Annotated in this window: 12 protein-coding genes; 3 read left to right on the top strand and 9 right to left on the bottom strand. The window is 62.6% G+C overall.

Annotated elements, in window-relative coordinates:
• Positions 1–64 precede the first annotated feature (64 nt).
• The 4 genes from ABIC78_RS20150 to ABIC78_RS20135 are packed head-to-tail and all read right to left on the bottom strand — an operon-like array spanning position 65 to position 4,630.
• Positions 65–1,201 (bottom strand): glycosyltransferase, encoded by a 1,137-nt coding sequence (locus ABIC78_RS20150; protein WP_354491651.1) that lies wholly within the window; start codon positions 1,199–1,201, stop codon positions 65–67.
• Positions 1,198–2,397 (bottom strand): glycosyltransferase family 4 protein, encoded by a 1,200-nt coding sequence (locus ABIC78_RS20145; RefSeq protein WP_171799460.1) that lies wholly within the window; start codon positions 2,395–2,397, stop codon positions 1,198–1,200. Before ABIC78_RS20145 ends, ABIC78_RS20150 begins: the two co-directional genes overlap by 4 nt.
• A complete protein-coding gene (locus tag ABIC78_RS20140) occupies positions 2,394–3,404 on the bottom strand; it encodes a glycosyltransferase family 2 protein (protein ID WP_171799461.1) in 1,011 nt (336 codons plus the stop codon). Before ABIC78_RS20140 ends, ABIC78_RS20145 begins: the two co-directional genes overlap by 4 nt.
• Entirely contained in the window at positions 3,401–4,630 is a 1,230-nt protein-coding gene (locus ABIC78_RS20135; RefSeq protein ID WP_354491649.1) for a glycosyltransferase family 4 protein, read from the bottom strand. The genes ABIC78_RS20140 and ABIC78_RS20135 overlap by 4 nt, the downstream gene beginning before the upstream one ends.
• Before the next feature lie 125 nt (positions 4,631–4,755).
• Here ABIC78_RS20135 and ABIC78_RS20130 point away from each other — a divergent pair, with 125 nt between their 5' ends.
• A complete protein-coding gene (locus ABIC78_RS20130; RefSeq protein ID WP_354491648.1) occupies positions 4,756–6,702 on the top strand; it encodes an acyltransferase family protein in 1,947 nt (648 codons plus the stop codon).
• Here the strand turns inward: ABIC78_RS20130 and ABIC78_RS20125 are convergent.
• Positions 6,699–8,009, bottom strand: coding sequence for an O-antigen ligase family protein (locus ABIC78_RS20125; RefSeq protein WP_354491647.1), 1,311 nt, complete (start codon positions 8,007–8,009; stop codon positions 6,699–6,701). The genes ABIC78_RS20130 and ABIC78_RS20125 overlap by 4 nt on opposite strands.
• Before the next feature lie 286 nt (positions 8,010–8,295).
• Here ABIC78_RS20125 and ABIC78_RS20120 point away from each other — a divergent pair, with 286 nt between their 5' ends.
• Positions 8,296–9,771 carry an oligosaccharide flippase family protein gene (locus ABIC78_RS20120; RefSeq protein ID WP_354491646.1) on the top strand — a complete coding sequence of 492 codons (1,476 nt, stop codon included), beginning with the start codon at positions 8,296–8,298 and terminating at the stop codon, positions 9,769–9,771.
• An 838-nt stretch (positions 9,772–10,609) separates the two neighbouring features.
• Here ABIC78_RS20120 and ABIC78_RS20115 read toward each other — a convergent pair.
• From ABIC78_RS20115 to ABIC78_RS20100, 4 genes are all read right to left on the bottom strand, one after another.
• Complete coding sequence (locus tag ABIC78_RS20115; RefSeq protein WP_354491644.1) at positions 10,610–13,960, bottom strand: DEAD/DEAH box helicase; 3,351 nt, start codon at positions 13,958–13,960, stop codon at positions 10,610–10,612.
• A gap of 359 nt (positions 13,961–14,319) precedes the next feature.
• Positions 14,320–15,897 carry a hypothetical protein gene (locus tag ABIC78_RS20110; protein WP_354491642.1) on the bottom strand — a complete coding sequence of 526 codons (1,578 nt, stop codon included), beginning with the start codon at positions 15,895–15,897 and terminating at the stop codon, positions 14,320–14,322.
• Between the two features lie 23 nt (positions 15,898–15,920).
• Complete coding sequence (locus ABIC78_RS20105) at positions 15,921–16,463, bottom strand: glycosyltransferase (RefSeq protein WP_354491640.1); 543 nt, start codon at positions 16,461–16,463, stop codon at positions 15,921–15,923.
• Complete coding sequence (locus ABIC78_RS20100; RefSeq protein ID WP_022675821.1) at positions 16,460–16,963, bottom strand: glycosyltransferase; 504 nt, start codon at positions 16,961–16,963, stop codon at positions 16,460–16,462. The genes ABIC78_RS20105 and ABIC78_RS20100 overlap by 4 nt, the downstream gene beginning before the upstream one ends.
• A gap of 106 nt (positions 16,964–17,069) precedes the next feature.
• On the opposite strand from ABIC78_RS20100, the gene ABIC78_RS20095 reads away from it, so the two are divergent.
• A complete protein-coding gene (locus tag ABIC78_RS20095; protein ID WP_354491638.1) occupies positions 17,070–18,011 on the top strand; it encodes a metallophosphoesterase family protein in 942 nt (313 codons plus the stop codon).
• The last annotated feature ends 174 nt before the right edge of the window (positions 18,012–18,185 follow it).

Here is an 18,185-nt window from a genome sequence, read left to right as displayed (position 1 = left end):
GACAATGGTCTACGCGTCATCGCCGCCGACCCTGCCCACTGGCTGCGCATGTGTCGAGGCATAATCACGCCGCGATTCTGCTGAGCAGAGTTTCATACTTGTTGACCATCGCCGCGCTGCTAATTTCCAGGCCGAGGCGCCGCGCACGCTCTGCCCAGACACCGCGCGCGCTATCGTCGGCCAGCAATGTGTGCAGTACGGCTGCCAACGCTGCTGGGTCGCCAAGCGCAACGGCTTGGCCACATAGGTTGCCTGCCTTGTCGGTGATGCCTTCGCATTGCACGGGTACGCTCGACACAACAAGCGGCAGACCCAAGCGCGCGGCCTCGATCAAAGCCAGACTATGCCCCTCGTAATGGCTTACCTGCACAAACACCTGCGCCCTCGCGCACTGGCGTAGCGCGTCAAGGCGGCTCATCTGTCCGAGGAAATTGACCCGATGCGCAATCCCGAGATCACCTGCCAAGGCGCGCAGGGTCTCTTCATCCTCGCCGCCGCCGACGATATCCAGCGTTCCACTCGTCATCGCTGCCAGAGCATGGAGCAGTTGCGGGTAGTTTTTCTGGTGGCTGAGACGCCCGACAGCAATGCAGCGACCTGGGATCGGCGCCGTCTGCCTGAGGGTGGCATAAAGCTCATCAGCAAATCCCTCAATGTGCTGAGGGAGAGCATTGTGAATGACCTCCAGCTTGTTTCGGTACCGCCGCGAAACTGCCGCAAACGAATTGGCAACAGCGGCTGACACGCAGACGATCCGCTTCACAGCGGGAAGGCAGCCCGAGAGCGCGTCCAGCCGAGCGGTGACCCGATGGTGGGTCGCTTGCGGAGAGTGGTGGGTGACGACGACACGCGTGCCGGTTCTGGCAAGGGTAGCAGCTACCGGCACGACAACATTGGCGAACGGCATGGCAGTCACAACCACAGCGGGCCGCGCAGAGCGCAACCAGCGAATAAGCGCAACCATCAGCCGAAACAGGCCAACTGGCCCAGCCCGTCGACGTTGCATCACGTGGTGCCACCCTTCTCGCTGCGCGTCCCGGCCATCCCCACCCCGACCGTCAGGATAGAGGACAAAGCGGCCAACCACGTGGCCGCGCTGCGCGAGGCCGTCTGCCACATCGTTCCATATCTCGCGCAGCCCTCCCGGCGCGCTGTGCGTCATGGCAAAGTACCAACCGCCGCGCGGCAGCCTCGCGCTCACGTCACCAACTCCCCGGGTGAATCGGCGGCCAAAGTATGCCCACGCAACCAAGCGCGATCCTCGACATCATCGTTGACCCACCGCTCGATCAGTGTTCCCCATTTCACCGGGCACTGCATCCTCTCCCAGGCCAAGTGCGATTGTCGCGAGAGGGTTGCGTAAAGCGTTGTGTCGCCGAACAGCCGCCCGATTGCATCGGCCAGGCCCGCGACGCTCCCCGCCGGGAAAATCAGTGCGCTCTCCCTGTCCCGCAAATGTCCAGCAAACATCGGATGATCCGAGGCGATGAGCGGTGTCCGTGACGTCAGCGCTTCGTACAATGTCAGAGGTAATCCCTCGGGAAAGGCATGACGACTGGGCACGACCACAGCATCGGCAGCCCGCATAAGCTCTCGTACCGCCGTATTGGGGATAAGCCCAAGAAATGTGACGCGATCGGCAACACCCAGGCGCCGCGCAAGCTGGCGATAGGCCTCCACCTTCCCGGCGCCTGCAATATCAAGGTGAATGTCGTGCGCCGGGGTCAGTCGAGCCACTGCCCGAATCAGCTCGCCAATGCCTTTGGACCGCACAATGGATCCGGCATAGAGCAAGCGCCGCGTGCGCCCGGGTGCGAGCTGTTTGGGAAGGCTGTCTCGCGGTGAGCGCTCATGCGGAAAATCCCACGCCAGTACCTTGCGCGCCGAGACGCCGAGATCAACCAGGCCACGTGCAGCATTTACGCCGTGATTGGCAACGAGGCTGACACCCGGCATATTCAGCAATCGAGGCAACTGGCGATAGCGCCACCAGCGCCGGATCGGGTCGAGGTGAAACGAATCGGCCAGCAAACAGCCAACCGCAATACGCCGGCCCAGCCCCCAGCGCAGTAAGGCTGGTAGAGGTCCATGGATGACGACATGGGTTGGATCGAACCGTGCCATCACCGCCAATGCCGGTTTGGGGTCGCGGTAGGGATCCGCGCCAGCGCCGAGCACGCGCGCGCCATTAGGCAGGCGCTCATCGTAGAGTGGCGCCGCGCAGCACAGGTAACCGACATCCTCGAAGCGCTCCGCCATGTGCGCAAGCTGATCGAGGATATAGCCGTGACCGTAATACACCTCGCTTCCGGATCGCGCTCGCAACCGCCATGCTTCGCGAAAATCACCAGCAGAATGGACGATGAGCAAACGCTTGCCAGTGCGGTCCGCTGTCATGGGTGCAGCGCCTTTGCCGCTATCGGCTGCGTTGGGGCTGTACGCGCACGGACCATGCCTTGGATCAATCCGATCGCATTCACGTTCCACGTCGCCAAAGAATAGAGTCCGAGACGCAAGCCACCGCGTCGCCAAGAGAGAAAGGCAATAGGTACCGCAAGCAGCCCAGCGAATAGCCCCCATTGCCCGCACAGCATGCTGGCAAGAAGGCATATCCACCACGCCCAGACCGCGATGCCGTTGCGCAATTGCGAGAAATTGCGCACGATCTGGCCTTGATGTCGGCGACGCAATCCCGCGCGAACCACCTCCCCTGGGCCGCCAGCATAGCCGCTGCGCAGACGCTTGAGCATCAGGCGGTAGCCACCGACGGCATGGCCATAGTGGTGGACTGCTAGTTGATCGATCCGGGCCAACTTCCAACCTTGCGCCCGCAATCGCGCGCCCAGTTCGAATTCCTCGAACGCATGCAGATTGCGGTCAGCGAAGTATCCCACCGAGCGAATCGCAGCACAACGATAAAGTCCGCCGCAGTCCAGGCGATCAACATCGCCAGCAAGAGCGGAACCTTTTTCAAGATCAGAACGCGCCCGCAACTCGAACTCGATGCTTTGCGTCTGCGCTTCGATGACACGCCCCCCGACTGCGGCATAGTCCGGGTTGTCGCGCAGAAAGGCGAGGCCAGCGCTGATAAAAGCCGGATCGAGCACCATGTCACCGTCAAGCAGGTAGAAAAACTCGCCCTGCGCCTGCTGGTAGGCGAGCTGGGCACCGATCCCGCAGCACCGCTCGGCCGGATTGCTGAGCTGCCAGACACGAACCGGGGCGCCGCGGGCGGCGAACTCCAGAGCGATGGCCGCAGTGCGGTCATGCGAACCACTGTCCGCGAGCACGACTTCGCCGTCGATATCCGAAAGGGAGGCCAGCGCGCTGGTCACCGCCGCGGCGATATGGCCCTCCTCGTTCAAGGCCTTGATGCCGATAGAGACCAGAGGCGACGCGCTCATGGAGCCCTCCTGCGATGCTCTTCGTGATAGATGTCGCTGTAGCGCGCGATCATCGCCTCGGGCGCAAACCGCGAGGTCAGTTCGGGAACGAACGCAGCAGCCTGTTGCTGGGCGGCTTGCGGCGCCTCCAGGATCCTCGCGAGCGTCAATCCCAGCATCTGCGCGTCGTCCACGGCCGCGCAGAACGGATAATCAGCGGGCAAGGCCTCAACGAGCCCGGGGGCGCGTGTCGCAACAAGCGGCACCCCGGAGAGGAGCGTCTCGATGGCAAGCACGCTGAATCCCTCGAAACGCGATGGCATCAACACAGCGTCAAACTCGCGAAGGCGCAGCGACAACCCGCCGATGGGCGGGGTCATCTCAATCACCCAGCGAGGCGCAATCCCGGCCAACTCAGCGCGCAGGGCTTCCTCGAGCGGTCCGGTTCCTGCGATCTGGACCTTGACGTCCGCTCGAGGGCAAGCGGCATGGGCCGATGCCAGGATCGCCGGGAGCAGGTCGGGGCCTTTTTGAGCGATTAACCGGCCCGCAAAGAGCACGCTAACCGCAGCCCTTGCCGGCCCCACACCGCCTCCATCGCCAACCTCACTGCCAGAAGCCTCGCCCCCGCCAAGTGCCGGCGGAGGCACCCGCGCGCCATTGTAGATGACCTCAGCTTGTGGTCGCGGGCGCCGCGTGCCGATCGCCGCATCGGCTTCTGCGGCGGCCTGCGACACCGCGACAGCGCGTGCTGTCGCCAGTCGATCCGTCACCCAACGCCCGATCCCGCCCCAAGCAATCCACAATTCACTGTTGTGCACGGTGCGCACCATGGCGACGCGCCGCGTCCACGGGAACAACATCCGGGCGATCGCCCAGGTGAGCTCGGGCATTTCGGTATGCAAGTGCACCACGTCCGGCTGAAAATGCGAGACCGCGCGTGCAAGACGCCAGGCGGCAACGATCGCTCCGCCTTTCTTGTAGTGGCCACGCGCGCCCAGGAAGATGGGAATATCGAGATCGGCAAGTTGCGCGCGCATGGCACGCCCGACAGGGGTCGGCTCCACGTCGAGCACGGTAGCCACCGCGAAATCGGTCGATCGCTGCAATGCGCTCACCAGATCAAGCGCGATGACTTCAGCCCCGCCCATGTCGAGCTTGGTAATGATCTGGAGAACCCGCGGGCGGACCTGCCTGCCCTCCGCGACCCAACCCGAAGCTCTATTTGGCGTTGCGATTGAAATCATGGATCCGAATGCTATTCCCGCCGCGCTGCTTGACGGCCCCCCATCGGCGCTGCCAAGCGTCTATCAGGATGACCTCTTGGCGTCGAGCAGGTTCCACGGGTCTTGGCACATTCATGGGGGCGAACTTGCCGACTACTGCCAGCGCTCAGCGTAACGATCTCGCTGGCGGACCGCACTTCAGCCGTGAACCATTGAGGTATCGCCCGGATATCGATGGATTGCGCGCTGTCGCCATCCTGCCGATTCTCCTGCTGCACTGCGGGCTGACATTCATCAAAGGCGGCTTTGTTGGCGTCGACGTCTTTTTCGTGATTTCGGGGTATCTGATCACCGAGATCATCACGCGCGAAATTGCGCAAGGGCACTTCTCGCTGTTAGGGTTCTATCAGCGCCGCGCGGTGAGAATCCTTCCCGCTTTGGGCCTCATGATCGCCGCAACGCTTGCGGCGGGATGCTGGCTGCTGCTGCCGATTTCTCTCCAGGACCTTGGCAAGAGTGCGGCTGCTACCAGCCTGTTTGGCTCCAACATCTATTTCTACCTGACCAGCGGCTACTTCGCGCAAAAGGCTGAACTCCAACCTTTGATCCACACATGGTCGCTGGCGGTGGAAGAGCAATTCTATCTGTTCTACCCGCTTCTCCTCCTGGCACTGCGCGGCGCGGAACGCAGGGCTCTAATCCGTACACTCTGGGCGATCGCGATCGCTTCGTTCCTGATCGGCGGATGGTTTGCTGCGCGCGACCCGAACGGCGGGTACTTTCTGCTGCCCTCGCGCGCATGGGAACTCATGCTCGGCGCGTTGGTCGCGCTGCGTTGCTACCCGCGTATCGAATCCGCCCGGTGGCGATCAATGCTGTGCATGTTCGCCCTGGTCGCGATCGTGGTATGCGCGGTACGGATTGGCGCGACATGGCCGTTCCCTGTTCCCTTTGCGCTCCCCCCCGTGATGGGCGCCGCCGTGTTGCTGGGCTATCTGCCCGGCACGGCTGCTGCGCGCCTGCTCGAGACCCGGCCGCTGCGCGCAATCGGCCGTCTCTCCTACTCGCTCTATTTGTGGCATCGCCCGATCATCGCCTTCTACATGATCGATCGGCCTGCGACGCTGAGCTTTACTGACAGCGCGATTCTGCTGACGATGTCCTTCACAGCGGCCACCCTGTCCTACTGGCTCGTCGAGCGCCCGGCCCTGCGGCGGTGGCGCGGTGTACGCGATTCAGGCGTGCCTGCCGGCTCGCCGATCCGCCTCGTCGCTACCGCATTTGCCGGGATTGCGTGTTTTGCCGTAGCCGGTGTCGTCATTGCCGGTGCTGCCTGGCAGATCGTTGCGCTGCCTCCTGCAGTAGCCAAAGTTGCTGCCTACCAAAGTTTTGACAGCACGCCTGCAGGGCGTGCGCAGTTCGACCTGGACCACTGCTTCGTGATCCCCACCGGACGCGCTTACGATCCCACCTGCCTGGTTCCTGCCGCGGACCACCCCAACGTCATGCTGGTTGGCGATAGTCATGCCGGGCAGCTCTCACTCGCCCTGCGCCAGGCGATGCCAGGCGCGCATCTGGTTCAGGCAACGGCTGCAGGCTGCCGGCCGCTACTGGAGGGACCGGGGCTCCCCGGTTGCCGCGCCATCGTGAACGCGGCCTATCACAAGGTGGATCTCCGCAAGATCGGAACGGTAGTGCTGGCTGGCCGCTGGTACAGCGAAGACATGCCGGCCCTGGTCAAGACGATCGGATATCTGCGCGCGCGCGGATCTCGCGTGGTGGTCGTCGGCCCGGTGGTTGAGTATGACGCCGACGTGCCAGACGCCCTTGCGCGCGCGATGCTCGCCAATGATCTATCGCATCTTGAGACGCTCAGGATCGCCGACCGCGCGCCGCTTGATGCGCGTATGCGTCAGCTGATCCCGTCGACCGGTGCGCGCTACGTATCGTGGTTTGCCATTGAATGCCCCAATGGACGCTGCCGCCGCTTCAGCGCGACAGGAGGTCCCCTCCACATGGATCGCACACACGTGACCCCGGAACTTGCAGCCGAGATGGCCGCAAGCATCGCAACCCAGGCCGATAATCGCTAAATCTGGGTGACGGTCTTGGTCCGCTTCCGCAGCGCTGCAAAGACATCCTGACCACCCGCTGATGATTGCCCCTTGCGCTCGTCGCGCGCGTACCAGCCATAGGCATAAGCCACGGCAATCATCATCATGACGCCGACGAAGCTGTCTCGCTCGAAAAGGCTGCTCTCGGTGCAGTTATGCCCGACGCAGAAGACCAGCAGGGCAACCGCGAGCGCGCCGCGGCGCGCCGACACGGCGCTCGTAAGCAACCTCACGGTGGGTACAATGACGGTCGCGGTCAGTGCGAGCGCCAAACCGGGCGCACCGATGGTGACGAGGAGGTCGAGGTAGCCGTTGTGCCCGACGGAAATCTCGCGCACGAAGCCAGTCCCGTAAGTGTAGACGGGGCTTTCGAACCCGACGTTCCAGAACGACCCGAAGCCCGTGCCGAGCAGCCAGTTGTCTTGGGCGTAGCGCAGCAGCGTGCCCCAGATAAAGCCGCGCCCGGTAAACGCCTTCGGATTGAGGATTTGATCGTAGGATGTTGCACTGAAAAAGATGCTGTCGACGAACAGCATTGCCGCCGAAAGCACCATGAGCATGGGAATAGCAAAGCGCCGGATCGATCGGTCAAACCGCAAGAATACCCAACCCGCGATAAGCGCGATGGCCACCATGCCGCCAGACGTTTTCGACTGGGTCTTGTAGAGGAAGTAGGTTGCGGCTGCGATGATCGCGAGACGGACTCCCAGGTGAAGCCTGCCTGGACTGAACACAAACAACAGGATCGTGATCGCCGCCACAGCCCCAGCAAAGTTCTTGTGCCCCATCATTCCGCGCCAGTTCCCATAGAGGGCTGTAACATCGTAGGACAAATGGATGCCAAATTGTGGATCGAGCCAGACGATAAGGTAGTTCGCCACGAGCGCGATCACTAGGACGGATCGCAACACATCGAGTGAGCGCTGATAACCGCCGCCACGCACCAGGATGAACGCAAACCACACCGAAATCGTAGTTAGAACCACGCGCTGCAGAGCGATTTCGAAGTTGATCGCCCAAGCCAGGCTGATCCAGCACCATCCAAGCGCGACAACGATAGGGAGCGGCATCCGCAGAGCCCAAGTGCCATGCCCTTCGCGCAACACAGCGAAGACCAGCAAGCCGAAGGTCAGGATATAGCCGACCTGACGCAACAAACTGCCACTTTCCGTCCCGTTCTGGCCGTCCATGTTGGTAATGACCGGACCGATCAGAACCAAAAGAAAAAAAGCCAGCCCCGAGAAGATCAGGATGCGGGAGGTCAGGGTGCCGGAAGAGGATGCCATGACCGCCTGTATAGATTAATCTGCGAGCGCCGCCAGCCGTTGAAGCGATTGCGAACTGCCAAAGATACGAAATTTTCCTGACGTCCCTGGCCGTTCGGCGCCGGACTCGCCCCACCCCATCGCCGCCGGCATGCCGAGGAGACCGCCCCATTGCGAGACGAGCGGTCCGGAAGCGCTTCGGCGCTGCATCGAAATCGCTACCGATGGCACACCGTGGCCCGCGACCTCTTAGCCGGCGTGCATTTGTTGGATTGAACCAGATGTCTGGTCGAGTAAGGGTGCGCCCATGCAGAGCAAGGGATTTCGGGCGAACTTCATCGTCAACGTGGGTGGAGCGGTCGCGACGCTCCTTCTGATGCTGGTGACCGTCCCGCTTTTCGTCGGTCACATCGGCGAGGCGCGGTATGGCGTCATGTCGATCATCTGGATTCTGTTGGGGACAATGGGTTTCCTCGATCTCGGGCTCTCGCGCGCCGCCACCAACGCACTGGCCAAGATCGATCCGGTACAAAAGAGCGAACGCGAGCGTATCTTCATTACCGCCCTGGCTATCAACGGCTTGATGGGATGCATCGGCGGTGCATTCTTGGCCGCGGGCGGCATAGCCTTGTTTGCACATGTCATTTCAGTCCCACCGCAAATTGCCCCCGAAGTGGGTCGAGCGATACCGTGGGTCGCAGGCCTGCTGCCGCTCGCCCTGATGAACGGCGCGGGAATCGGCAGCCTGGAGTCACGAGACCGCTTTCTTGCAGCCAATCTCCTGCAATTGATCGGAACGCTGGCCATTCAGATCGTGCCGTTACTGTGCGCCCTGCTGATCGCTCCGCGTCTCGAGATCGTCGTACCGGCAGCGGTCTGTGCGCGTGGCGGAGCGGTCATCCTGGTGGTGGCGTTTGCCTGGTGGTCGGAGCGAAGCGGGTCACTTCCTCAACTGGATTTCGCAACGGCTAAGGCCTTGTTGCGCTATGGCAGCTGGGTCAGCATCGGCAATACCCTCAACCCGCTGCTGACTTCGATGGACCAGATGGTACTGGGCGCAGCGCTGGGGGTTGCTTCGGTAACCTACTATGCCATTCCCTTCAGCCTCATCATGAAAAGCCAGATTTTTGCGGCCGCAGCCTCGCGCACGCTGTTTCCGCGCATGTCGCGCGTCAGCGCAGAAGAAGCAAACCATCTCGCTCAGGCCACGGTTGGCGGCCTCGGCTACGGGTATGGAGCAATATGTGTCGGCGCAATCGTGATGATGCGACCGTTCATCACAATCTGGATGGGTCCCACGTTTGCCGACGTGGCTGCCCCCCTGGCCCAGATCATGTTCCTCGGAGCGTGGTTCAATGGCCTCTCGTTCATACCCTTCGAGCTGGTTCAGGCACAAGGGCGCCCCTATCTCCCCGCGTTGGTGTTCACGCTGGAACTAGCGCCATTCTTTGGCCTGCTGTGGTATCTCACCACCACATTCGGGCTGACCGGTACGGCGATAGCAATGGCGATCCGGATGGCGATCGACAGCCTGCTGTTCTTCTTTGTCAGCCGGCATGCAGCCGGCGCCCTGCTCCGACTTCTGCCGATGGCGGCGACCTTGCTCGCGACGATCGTATTTGCCCGGTTCGTTCCTCTCTCGCTACCACTGGCGATCCTTGTCGCTGCCGCAGGGTGCATAGGTGCACTCGGTCTGGGCTTCCTTCTCGATGACACGATCCGCACCCTCACAGCCAGCCTGCTGAAGAGGGCACAGAGCATCATGACCTCGCACGAACACTAATGCCTGCCCTCTGGTGATCTGGCGCTTTGCATTCGCCTAGGACCTTGCACGCAAGATGCTACCCCGGCGACCACGCCGCGAGCCGGCGATCCATAAGAGGCCACCCGGATGACTGTTACCACCGTGTTCCGCCCCACTGCCGAATAGGCGCGGACTGGGCGTGCACCAGCCGCCCGGCTTTGCCGACAGGATAGCAAATGGCCGACTGCTCAGGCCCGCGCCGGGCCGCAGGAAGCACAGCGTAGACTACCGGTTTGTCTGCGCCGCAAGTGCATGCCCTGGGCGCAGATCAGACAGCGAGGGGCACAGTGCCCGCCACCTGCTGGCTAAGCATATCTGCTGTTATAGCACAGAAAACAGCACGCCAGCATCCTGGTTCTTTGGGGTGGATGCCGGCGCGCAAAGTTCGTGCAGGCCCGCTATCTTACGGGTCCGGCTCTCCTGTAATTCCTCTCGTCATTCCCGGCAATAGAAACAGTCAAATTGGTTTCTTCCGCCTGCCAACGGCCAGATGGGTAATGCGTATCCAGATAAGGGCTGGAAGCGGTTATAGACCATGCGCGCCGTTCTGCGTCCTCATGATGCGGGACAATGCTAAACCCGCGAAGCTGCCGCGAAACAGGCAGCCTGTGACACGGCCAGTGCGCCTGTGGTCACGCAGGTTGCCCGACATTCTGTACTGCCGACGAAGTGTGTTCGCATTGGCTGGTGCCATCACCTTGCGACGTCAGATAGTGGGTACGATCAGCGACCATGCCGCGTCGAAAAAGATCAGACGCAGCTCATGGTTGCATGCAAACCCTCGATGCGGTTTGCAGTCATAAGTCGACAATACCCTTTAGCCGGGCCCCCCCAGCAGAAACGCGATATCGTCGTCATCGAGTGCGCGGCCGCTAGCGCCAGCGTCGCCACCCTCGCGCCACAGCAGATCGGCCAGATCCTGCTTGCGTGCTTGCAAGGCCAGAATCTTGTCCTCGATCGTGTTCATTGCGATCAGGCGGTGGACGAACACCGGCTTGGTCTGGCCGATGCTATGCGCGCGGTCGATCGCCTGGGCCTCCACCGCCGGATTCCACCACGGATCGTAGAGGATCACCGTATCGGCAGCGGTGAGATTGACGCCGGCCCCACCGGCTTTCAAGCTGACCAGAATCACCGGCACTTCGCCGCTTTGAAACTGGCGCACTGGCGCGGCGCGGTCGCGGGTGGTGCCGCGCAGTTGCGCATGGAGCAGGCCAGCGACGGTCAGGTCGGCGGAAATGCGATCGAGCATCGCGGTAAACTGGCTGAACACGATCACCCGCCGGCCCTCACCGGCCAGCTCGGTCACCATTTCCAGCAGACGCTCCCGCTTGGCCGAGGCCACCCCTTCGCCGGCGCCACCGGGCAACAGACCGGGATCGCAGCAGATCTGGCGCAGCTTGAGCATGGCATCGAGCACGATGATCTGCGCCCGCATCAAGCCGACACGGGCGATCTCCTCGCGCACGCGCGTCTGCATCAGCAAACGCTGACTCTCGTAAAGCCGCAGTTGCCCGTCGGTCAGCGCGATCCGCTCGGAAATCAGCGTCTTGCGCGGCAGCTCGCTGGCCACCTCATCCTTGGTTCGGCGCAACAGGAACGGACGCAGGCGGCGAGCCAGCGCCTGGCGCGCGGTGGCATCGCCGTGCTTCTCGATCGGTGTGCGATAGGCCTTGCGGAACGTATCGAAACTGCCAAGCAGGCCGGGGTTGGTCAGGCTGGCTAAGGCCCAGATGTCATTGAGGCGGTTTTCCACCGGCGTACCAGTCAGCGCGATAGTTTGCGCCGAACGCAGTGCGGCTGCAGCCTTGAACCCGACCGTGGCAGGATTTTTTAGCACGTGCGCCTCGTCCAGCACGACCAGCGCCCAGGCGCGGTCCGCCAGAATATCCTTGTCGCGGGCCAGCAACGGATAGCTGGTCAGCACCACATCGGCTTCCACCATTGCTGCCGCGCCCTCGCGCCGGGCCTGTCCGTGCCAGACATGACAACGCAGGCCAGGGGCAAAGCGCGCCAGTTCGGCCTGCCAGTTGGGCAGCACCGAGGTTGGTGCCACTACCAGCGCCGGAGCCTTGCCGATGAGGTGGGTGATGGCCTGCAAGGTCTTACCCAGACCCATGTCGTCGGCCAGAATGCCACCCAGGCCGGCAAGATGCAGCGCGTGCAGCCACGCCACACCGGTGCGCTGATACGCCCGGAGATCAGCAGTCAGCCCCATGGGTGGAACAACATCCGCCTGTGCTGGATCGTGCAACGCGCTGGCCAGGCAGCGCAGCGCATCGCCACTGGTCCAGTTGACGCCGTCGCCGCCCAGTTCATGGATGGCGCCAAGGTCATAGCGATTGACCCGCAGCGTAGCGGCATTGCGCTCGGCCAGAGCAAGCCGCAGCAGCGCCGCCAGCAAGGGGCGCACCGTGCCCAGCGGCACCGTGGTGAACCGCGTCGCATCGATCGGCACGGCAATCAGGTAATCGTCGCCGAGCGCAAGCATGGCCTCGCCCGCGTCGGCCAGGATCGCGCGCAAAGCGGGCAAGATGTCGATGCGCGCGCCGGCCACCAGGGCGGGCAGTTCCAGATCGAACCAATCGATCGCATCGCTGGTTTGACCACGGGCCGCTGCACCGTCAGCCGGCCCCAGGGTCAACCCCAGCGCTGCCTCCTCGCGGGGCGCCAGACGATGCGGCCAATCATCGGCATATTCGATGCGCCAGCCCTCGGCCTCGAGTGTGGCGGCGGCATTGGCAAGGAAGGCCGGATAACTGCCCCCCGTCTTTGTCAGCCCATGATCCCAGGCTTGTGCTGGTTTCAGGCGCACATCATCCACCAGAGTGAGCGCCACCAGCCCGAGATCGGCCAAGCGGTCGGCCGCTGCCTGTTCTGCGTCCAGAGCACGGATCAGGCAGACCGGGCCGTCGGCACCGCGCACTATCACATCGCCTGCGGACACGGGCGCAGTCAGGCGATGCTCGCCATAATCGAAAGCCAGGCGCATGAGCTTGCACGGCGTTGTCCGCCAACTGTTGGCATACCAATTGCTCGACCGTTCGCGCATGTCGAGCTTCTCGACCAGAAAACGCAGCACCGGGCGGGGACGCTGTACAATCTCGACCCGGGTTGGAGGCATGGGTGCAGGGATGGCATCCCCTGCGATAACACCCCAGCGGGCCGCGATTGCCGCGATGTCGGCGGGCGCGATCGGCGGCATCGCCAGGAGCCGCCCTGCCTGCGGTAGAGGCAGCCCAGTGTCGATAAGGGTAATCGTGGCAGCAGTCTCGTCGATGGCCAATGACGGGTCACCCACGGCGACATGGGTGCCAATCGGCAGTCCTTCCAGGTCCAGAAATTGGCTGCCATCAGCAAGCCAGCGCCACGCGAACCGCACGGACAGGTTGTCAGGCGCTACGGTCAACGCCGGCCCGGCAGGCGATTTCCAATGCAGCAGGCCCAACCCTGCCGCCTCGGCCAACCATTGCCAGCCATAGCGGCCCTGGGGAACTTTATCGGTGCTGAAATCGCCGCCCGCCGCAACCGGCGTCATTCGCGCAAGCAGGCGCAGCGCTTCGGGGGCGAGGTTGAGGCGGGATTGCGCGATTTCCCAGGTATGGAGCGGCACCCAATCGTCCGGCGCACGCTGGCGGAACGCGCGCAAGGTGGCGAGAATGCGGTGGCGGGTCGGGTCTGGCTGGCTCTTTGCCCCCTTCACACGCTTGGGCGTCTTTTTGACGCGCTTGGGCTCGATCACGAAGCAAACTGGTTGAACCAGCCGGCTGTCGGCCATGCGCTCGGCTTCGATTTGTGCCAACCACTGGCCCACCTCTGCCGCCATGGCCTGCTCTGGCGGTGCCGCAGCAATGATCAGGCGCGGTGTTTCCGGGGCCCTATCACGCAGGACACAGGCCAGCGCCACTGCGTGCTTGCAGCCAAATCCAACCGGACACGTGCATTCGCTGTCCAATCCCAGATCGGCTTCTGTCCAGAATAGTGTAGCGATGTAGACGTTGCGGCCGCTGCCGCGCACCGCTGCCGAAACCATGCCCAGATCCGCGTCGATCTCGATGTCCGCAACCCGCCCCTGCCGTGCATAGTCCTGCCCCGAGCGCACCATTCCCGGTGTCTGAGCCAGGTCGGCGATCAGATCGTCAGTAATGGCGGGAAGCGCCTTGGGCATGGCGTATGACTTTCGTGGGCGCTGGCTGGCGCGGGATATTCAGCATGGGCGATGGCTGCAAGCAAGGGCAGCGCCATTTGCGCAAGGCCTGGTACTTGCTACCCGACGCATCGCTGCCCCAGGCGGCCAGCATAGCGGCCACGCAGCCCGCCTTATGGCAAGGCGGCGCGGATCACGCTTTGTTTGCGATTGTGCACCGCGTGTCTGGCGTTGCGTTACCCCAGTGCGCGTCGGCCCTTTTGGAATTCCCGCGCGCCCGCTCTCCCTGAAACGGTGTCGGCCTGACCGACGAAGCTTGGGGGTAGAACATTGCGCGGGCTTAGCACGGGAAGTGGCCAGTACCCGGGCGGTGCTACGGCTCAGTGAGCCTTCCCGCAGGTCGCAGGTCTGTCGATCCGGTCAAGATCGATAAACGGTGTGCGCGCGACGCGTTGCGCGTAGGGTATTGGCAACGGCGCACGGGTCGGATCCGGCTTCATCATCACCACAAAATCGAAATCGCATTTCCACGCCTCCAGATAGCGATCCTGCGCGAACGGCGGCGTGCGCGCACGAATTTCCGCGTCAGTGGGAATAGTCGCCATCTGCGCCTGCAACCGTGCAAACGAAGCGGAAAAAGCAAGCGGCTGCTGACCTGGAACGGCAAAGAGATTGGGAATGTAGCTGGCCGATAGCGGCACCAGCAAAGCCGGCAGATGCGCGCGGATGAAGAAGCTGTGGACATATTGCCCAGGTGGCAAGGCGCTTCCAGGAGGGACATCGGCAACCGCAACGAGCACCTTGCTACCGGCCGGAATGCGTTTGGAAACGTCGACAAGCGCGGAATAATCTGCCTCGCGCTGCCGCCACACGCCGAAAATCCACGCGTTATGCGCCAGGATCACCAGCGCACATGCCAGCGCGAGCCAGTTGGTGCGAGGCGCAGCGTCGGGATCTTTGCGACGCGCCGCGATGCACAGCAGCAACGCGGCCATCAGCGGGAAACGCCTGGTCAGCAACGAGGCATTGCCCACGCCGTCGGGGATCAGCATCGCCAGCACGCCTAGCAGGAGTACCGAGACGAGGAGGCCGGCATGAAACGCCAGGCGACCGCGCCACACGGCCACCAGACAGCACGACGCCATTACCGCGAACAGCGCCAGTTCAACGCTTTCGTCATAGGCAAAGAACGGCGAGACCAGCGACACCAGGTGGGACACCACGCCGCGATAATCGATGGGGCTGAGCTCGAGCGGGCTGTTGCCGCGGTGCAAGGCAATGTACGCGATCGTCGGGAGGATCATCACCGCGTAGCCGCCGAATGCGGCAAGTACCCTGCCCCGCGTCAGCTGGCGCATGGCGCGAAGATCAGGCCCCAACAGCATCGCAAACGCGAATGCGAAGAACAGCGCCACCCCGAAAGGATGCGTCAGGTAGATCGCGAGGACTTCGAGCGAGCAGATCAGGCAACGGGCCCTGCGATCGAGAAACCTCGCGAGCTTGAGATTGAGCAGGCAAAAACCCAGGGCTAGCCCGATGGCCAGGGTGTAGCTGATGAAACCCGAAATGGTTGACTGCCCCCAGGCAGTGCTCAGTGCCAGCGCCTGCCAGGGGTTGTCCCGGCCGTGTAGCTGCCGCGCGATAAAGATCGCGGCAAGCGATGGGCCCAGCACCATCAGCGCCGTCACGACAACCCAGAAGGCGTTCAATCCGATCACACGCAACAGCGGCGCACCGAGCAGATCAACGAGAATATTGGATGAAGCGCGCGACCAGTCGACGATGTAGGCTTTGCCGAGCACACCAGGCAACGGGTTCTGGGTTTCGAGCCAGATCCGCGCAAGATGGTTGGGCGCGTCCATGATCGGGGGGTGTTGAAACGCGACGATCGGCACCGCCGCCGCCGCCGCCAGCAGCCAGACAGGGTTGGCAAGAACTCTGGCGATGGCAGTTGGCACGCGACCTAACATGCCTGCTGCGCTCACACCGCCCCCCCAGCGCCGCGGCGCTTGCGCCAGCGGTCGGCAAGGCGCAGCCGCGCCGGCGCCGTGTCTTCGACATAGGCGGCCAGCCGCTCGATGAACTCCGTGGACGCCTTAGGATCAAGCGATGGCGCTGCGGTCAGTTCGTGACTGCGGTCCAGCAATTCCTTGACATGCTGCTCGTCGTTGGCCGCATAGACGCCAGGAAAGTTGCGGAACTGGCCCAGTGTCGCCAACTGGTGACCATTGCGATGCTCGCCGCGCCGATGATCCCTGGCCAGGATGATGATCGGTTTGCCCAGTTCCATGGCGCCGATCAGCGAGCCCATGCCCGCATGACTAACCATCAGCGTACATTGCTTCTGCAGTTCGTAAAACTGGCGATGCTCTATAAACGGAAAACACCGCATCGCGCGGGGCGTGTAGCGCGACGGCCCGATCTGGCCGACCACGTCGGTGCGCGCATTGGCTTCTGCCCAGCTGTCAACGGCCTGGATCAAGCGGTCAAAGGGCAGTTGGGTGCCTACCGAGACGAGGATCACAAAATGCGTCCGAAATAGCGCACAGCGGAATTCGTCTGCGCAAGGTGCGGCCACTGGGTCAACCGCAGGCTGGCGAAAGGACGAACAGCCTTGCAGGAAAGCGACAGTTCCTCGCTATTGGCGATGCTATCGATCCAGATGGTCTGAATACCTCTCATACGCGCCAGAATGACGGCGACAGCGCCAGGAGCCGCACCGGTCGAGACCACCAGATCAGGACGCACCTCGCGAATGATTTTCCAAATCTGACGGACCGAATGCAGCAAGTTCATTCTGGTATGCCGCGAACTGTCGATGATGGTTTGCACCGGCCGTTCCCCGATCGGCGCTGTGAGATTGGGCACGGTGCTAACAAAATCACAATCACAGTGCTGAAACGCCTGCGCCAATCGCGTGAGTTCGATCCAATGCCCTCCGCCCGAGGCGACGAGCAGAACACGCCGCCTAGCTCGAAAAGGTATGACGGTGTTGTCAAGGGCCAGTTCGAGGGCTTGCTGCATAACCTTCGGCACGTTTCCTTGTGAATGAGATCGCATGCGGCAGTAGCTGGCTCTGGGCACCTGCTTTGACCCGAATACCATGCTATGATCTTCGCGCAAGGCAGTGATGGCGCGCACGCGCCATAACGAGCGAGACATTGGTCGCACTCTGGACAAACCCGCGCAAATTCCCGACATAGCGAAAGCCAATTTTGTCCGCGACTCTGCAGGCCGTAGCAGAGACATGGCATGTGCGCCGCTCGCGGGCGCCCCAAATGGAAAAGAGATATCGTTGCCGAGAACTGATCCGGGTGAACGCATCTACGCCATTGGCGATGTTCACGGCCGCTACGACCTGCTGAAACTGCTGCTCGACGCCGTCGGCGCCCATTCGAGTGCGCAGGGGACACCGGAAAGCTTGCACATCGTCTTTCTGGGAGACCTGGTTGACCGCGGCCCGGACAGTGCCCGCGTTGTCGATCTCGTCGCCGGGCTCGAGAGTGACACGGACCAGGTGATCGCGCTTATGGGCAATCACGAAGAAGCGATGCTCAGAGCGCTCGATGGTGACATCATGGTCCTGCAGAAGTGGCTCGAGGTGGGCGGCGCTGAAACGATCCGCAGCTATGGCCTGGATCTGCCGGAATCCAGCACGGATCTACGGCGCTATGCGCGGCAACTCCGCCGCCACATGCCGCGGCGCCACACCCGCTGGCTACGGACGATGCCGTTGACCGCACGATCAGGAGATTATTTTTTCTGCCACGCCGGGGTGCGACCAGGCGTACCGCTCCATCGCCAGGCCCGCGAGGACCTGCTGTGGATCCGCTCGGATTTTCTCGATGCCGATGACGATTTTGGAGCAGTGATCGTGCATGGTCACACCATTTCGCGCGCCGTCGTCGATCGCCCGAACCGGATAGGCATTGACACCGGCGCTTACACCACCGGACTGCTGACCGCGCTCTATCTCGAGGACGACCGCCGTGAGGTAATCAGCGTCGACGCATCGGGCCGGGTGTCCAAGAACGCTGAGGCGAGAAGGATGCAACCACGAACGGCATCTTGAACGCGAACGCACTAGACCATCCTGCCTGATTTCGAAATCAGGCAGGATGGTCTAGTTACTTTTTTCGTATCGCGCGAACAACGGTTCCCGCTTTTCACAATGCTCGAAGCTTTAATTTGCGGAACCACGAAAACCGCTGCCACAACGTACCTGCGCGCGCTGGCCTCGAATTTT

The organism is Novosphingobium sp. 1529 (assembly GCF_040544855.1).
GTDB lineage: Bacteria > Pseudomonadota > Alphaproteobacteria > Sphingomonadales > Sphingomonadaceae > Novosphingobium > Novosphingobium capsulatum.
The sequence above is the reverse complement of the archived record's forward strand: the minus strand, read 5'-3'. Positions and strand labels throughout refer to the sequence as shown.

Coding starts and splice junctions, on each gene's coding strand:
- ABIC78_RS20095 (WP_354491638.1), top strand. CDS start 17,070: ATGGCGCGCACGCGCCATAACGAGCGAGACATTGGTCGCACTCTGGAC.
- ABIC78_RS20145 (WP_171799460.1), bottom strand. CDS start 2,397: ATGACAGCGGACCGCACTGGCAAGCGTTTGCTCATCGTCCATTCTGCT.
- ABIC78_RS20100 (WP_022675821.1), bottom strand. CDS start 16,963: ATGCAGCAAGCCCTCGAACTGGCCCTTGACAACACCGTCATACCTTTT.
- ABIC78_RS20140 (WP_171799461.1), bottom strand. CDS start 3,404: ATGAGCGCGTCGCCTCTGGTCTCTATCGGCATCAAGGCCTTGAACGAG.
- ABIC78_RS20125 (WP_354491647.1), bottom strand. CDS start 8,009: ATGGCATCCTCTTCCGGCACCCTGACCTCCCGCATCCTGATCTTCTCG.
- ABIC78_RS20120 (WP_354491646.1), top strand. CDS start 8,296: ATGCAGAGCAAGGGATTTCGGGCGAACTTCATCGTCAACGTGGGTGGA.
- ABIC78_RS20135 (WP_354491649.1), bottom strand. CDS start 4,630: ATGATTTCAATCGCAACGCCAAATAGAGCTTCGGGTTGGGTCGCGGAG.
- ABIC78_RS20115 (WP_354491644.1), bottom strand. CDS start 13,960: ATGCCCAAGGCGCTTCCCGCCATTACTGACGATCTGATCGCCGACCTG.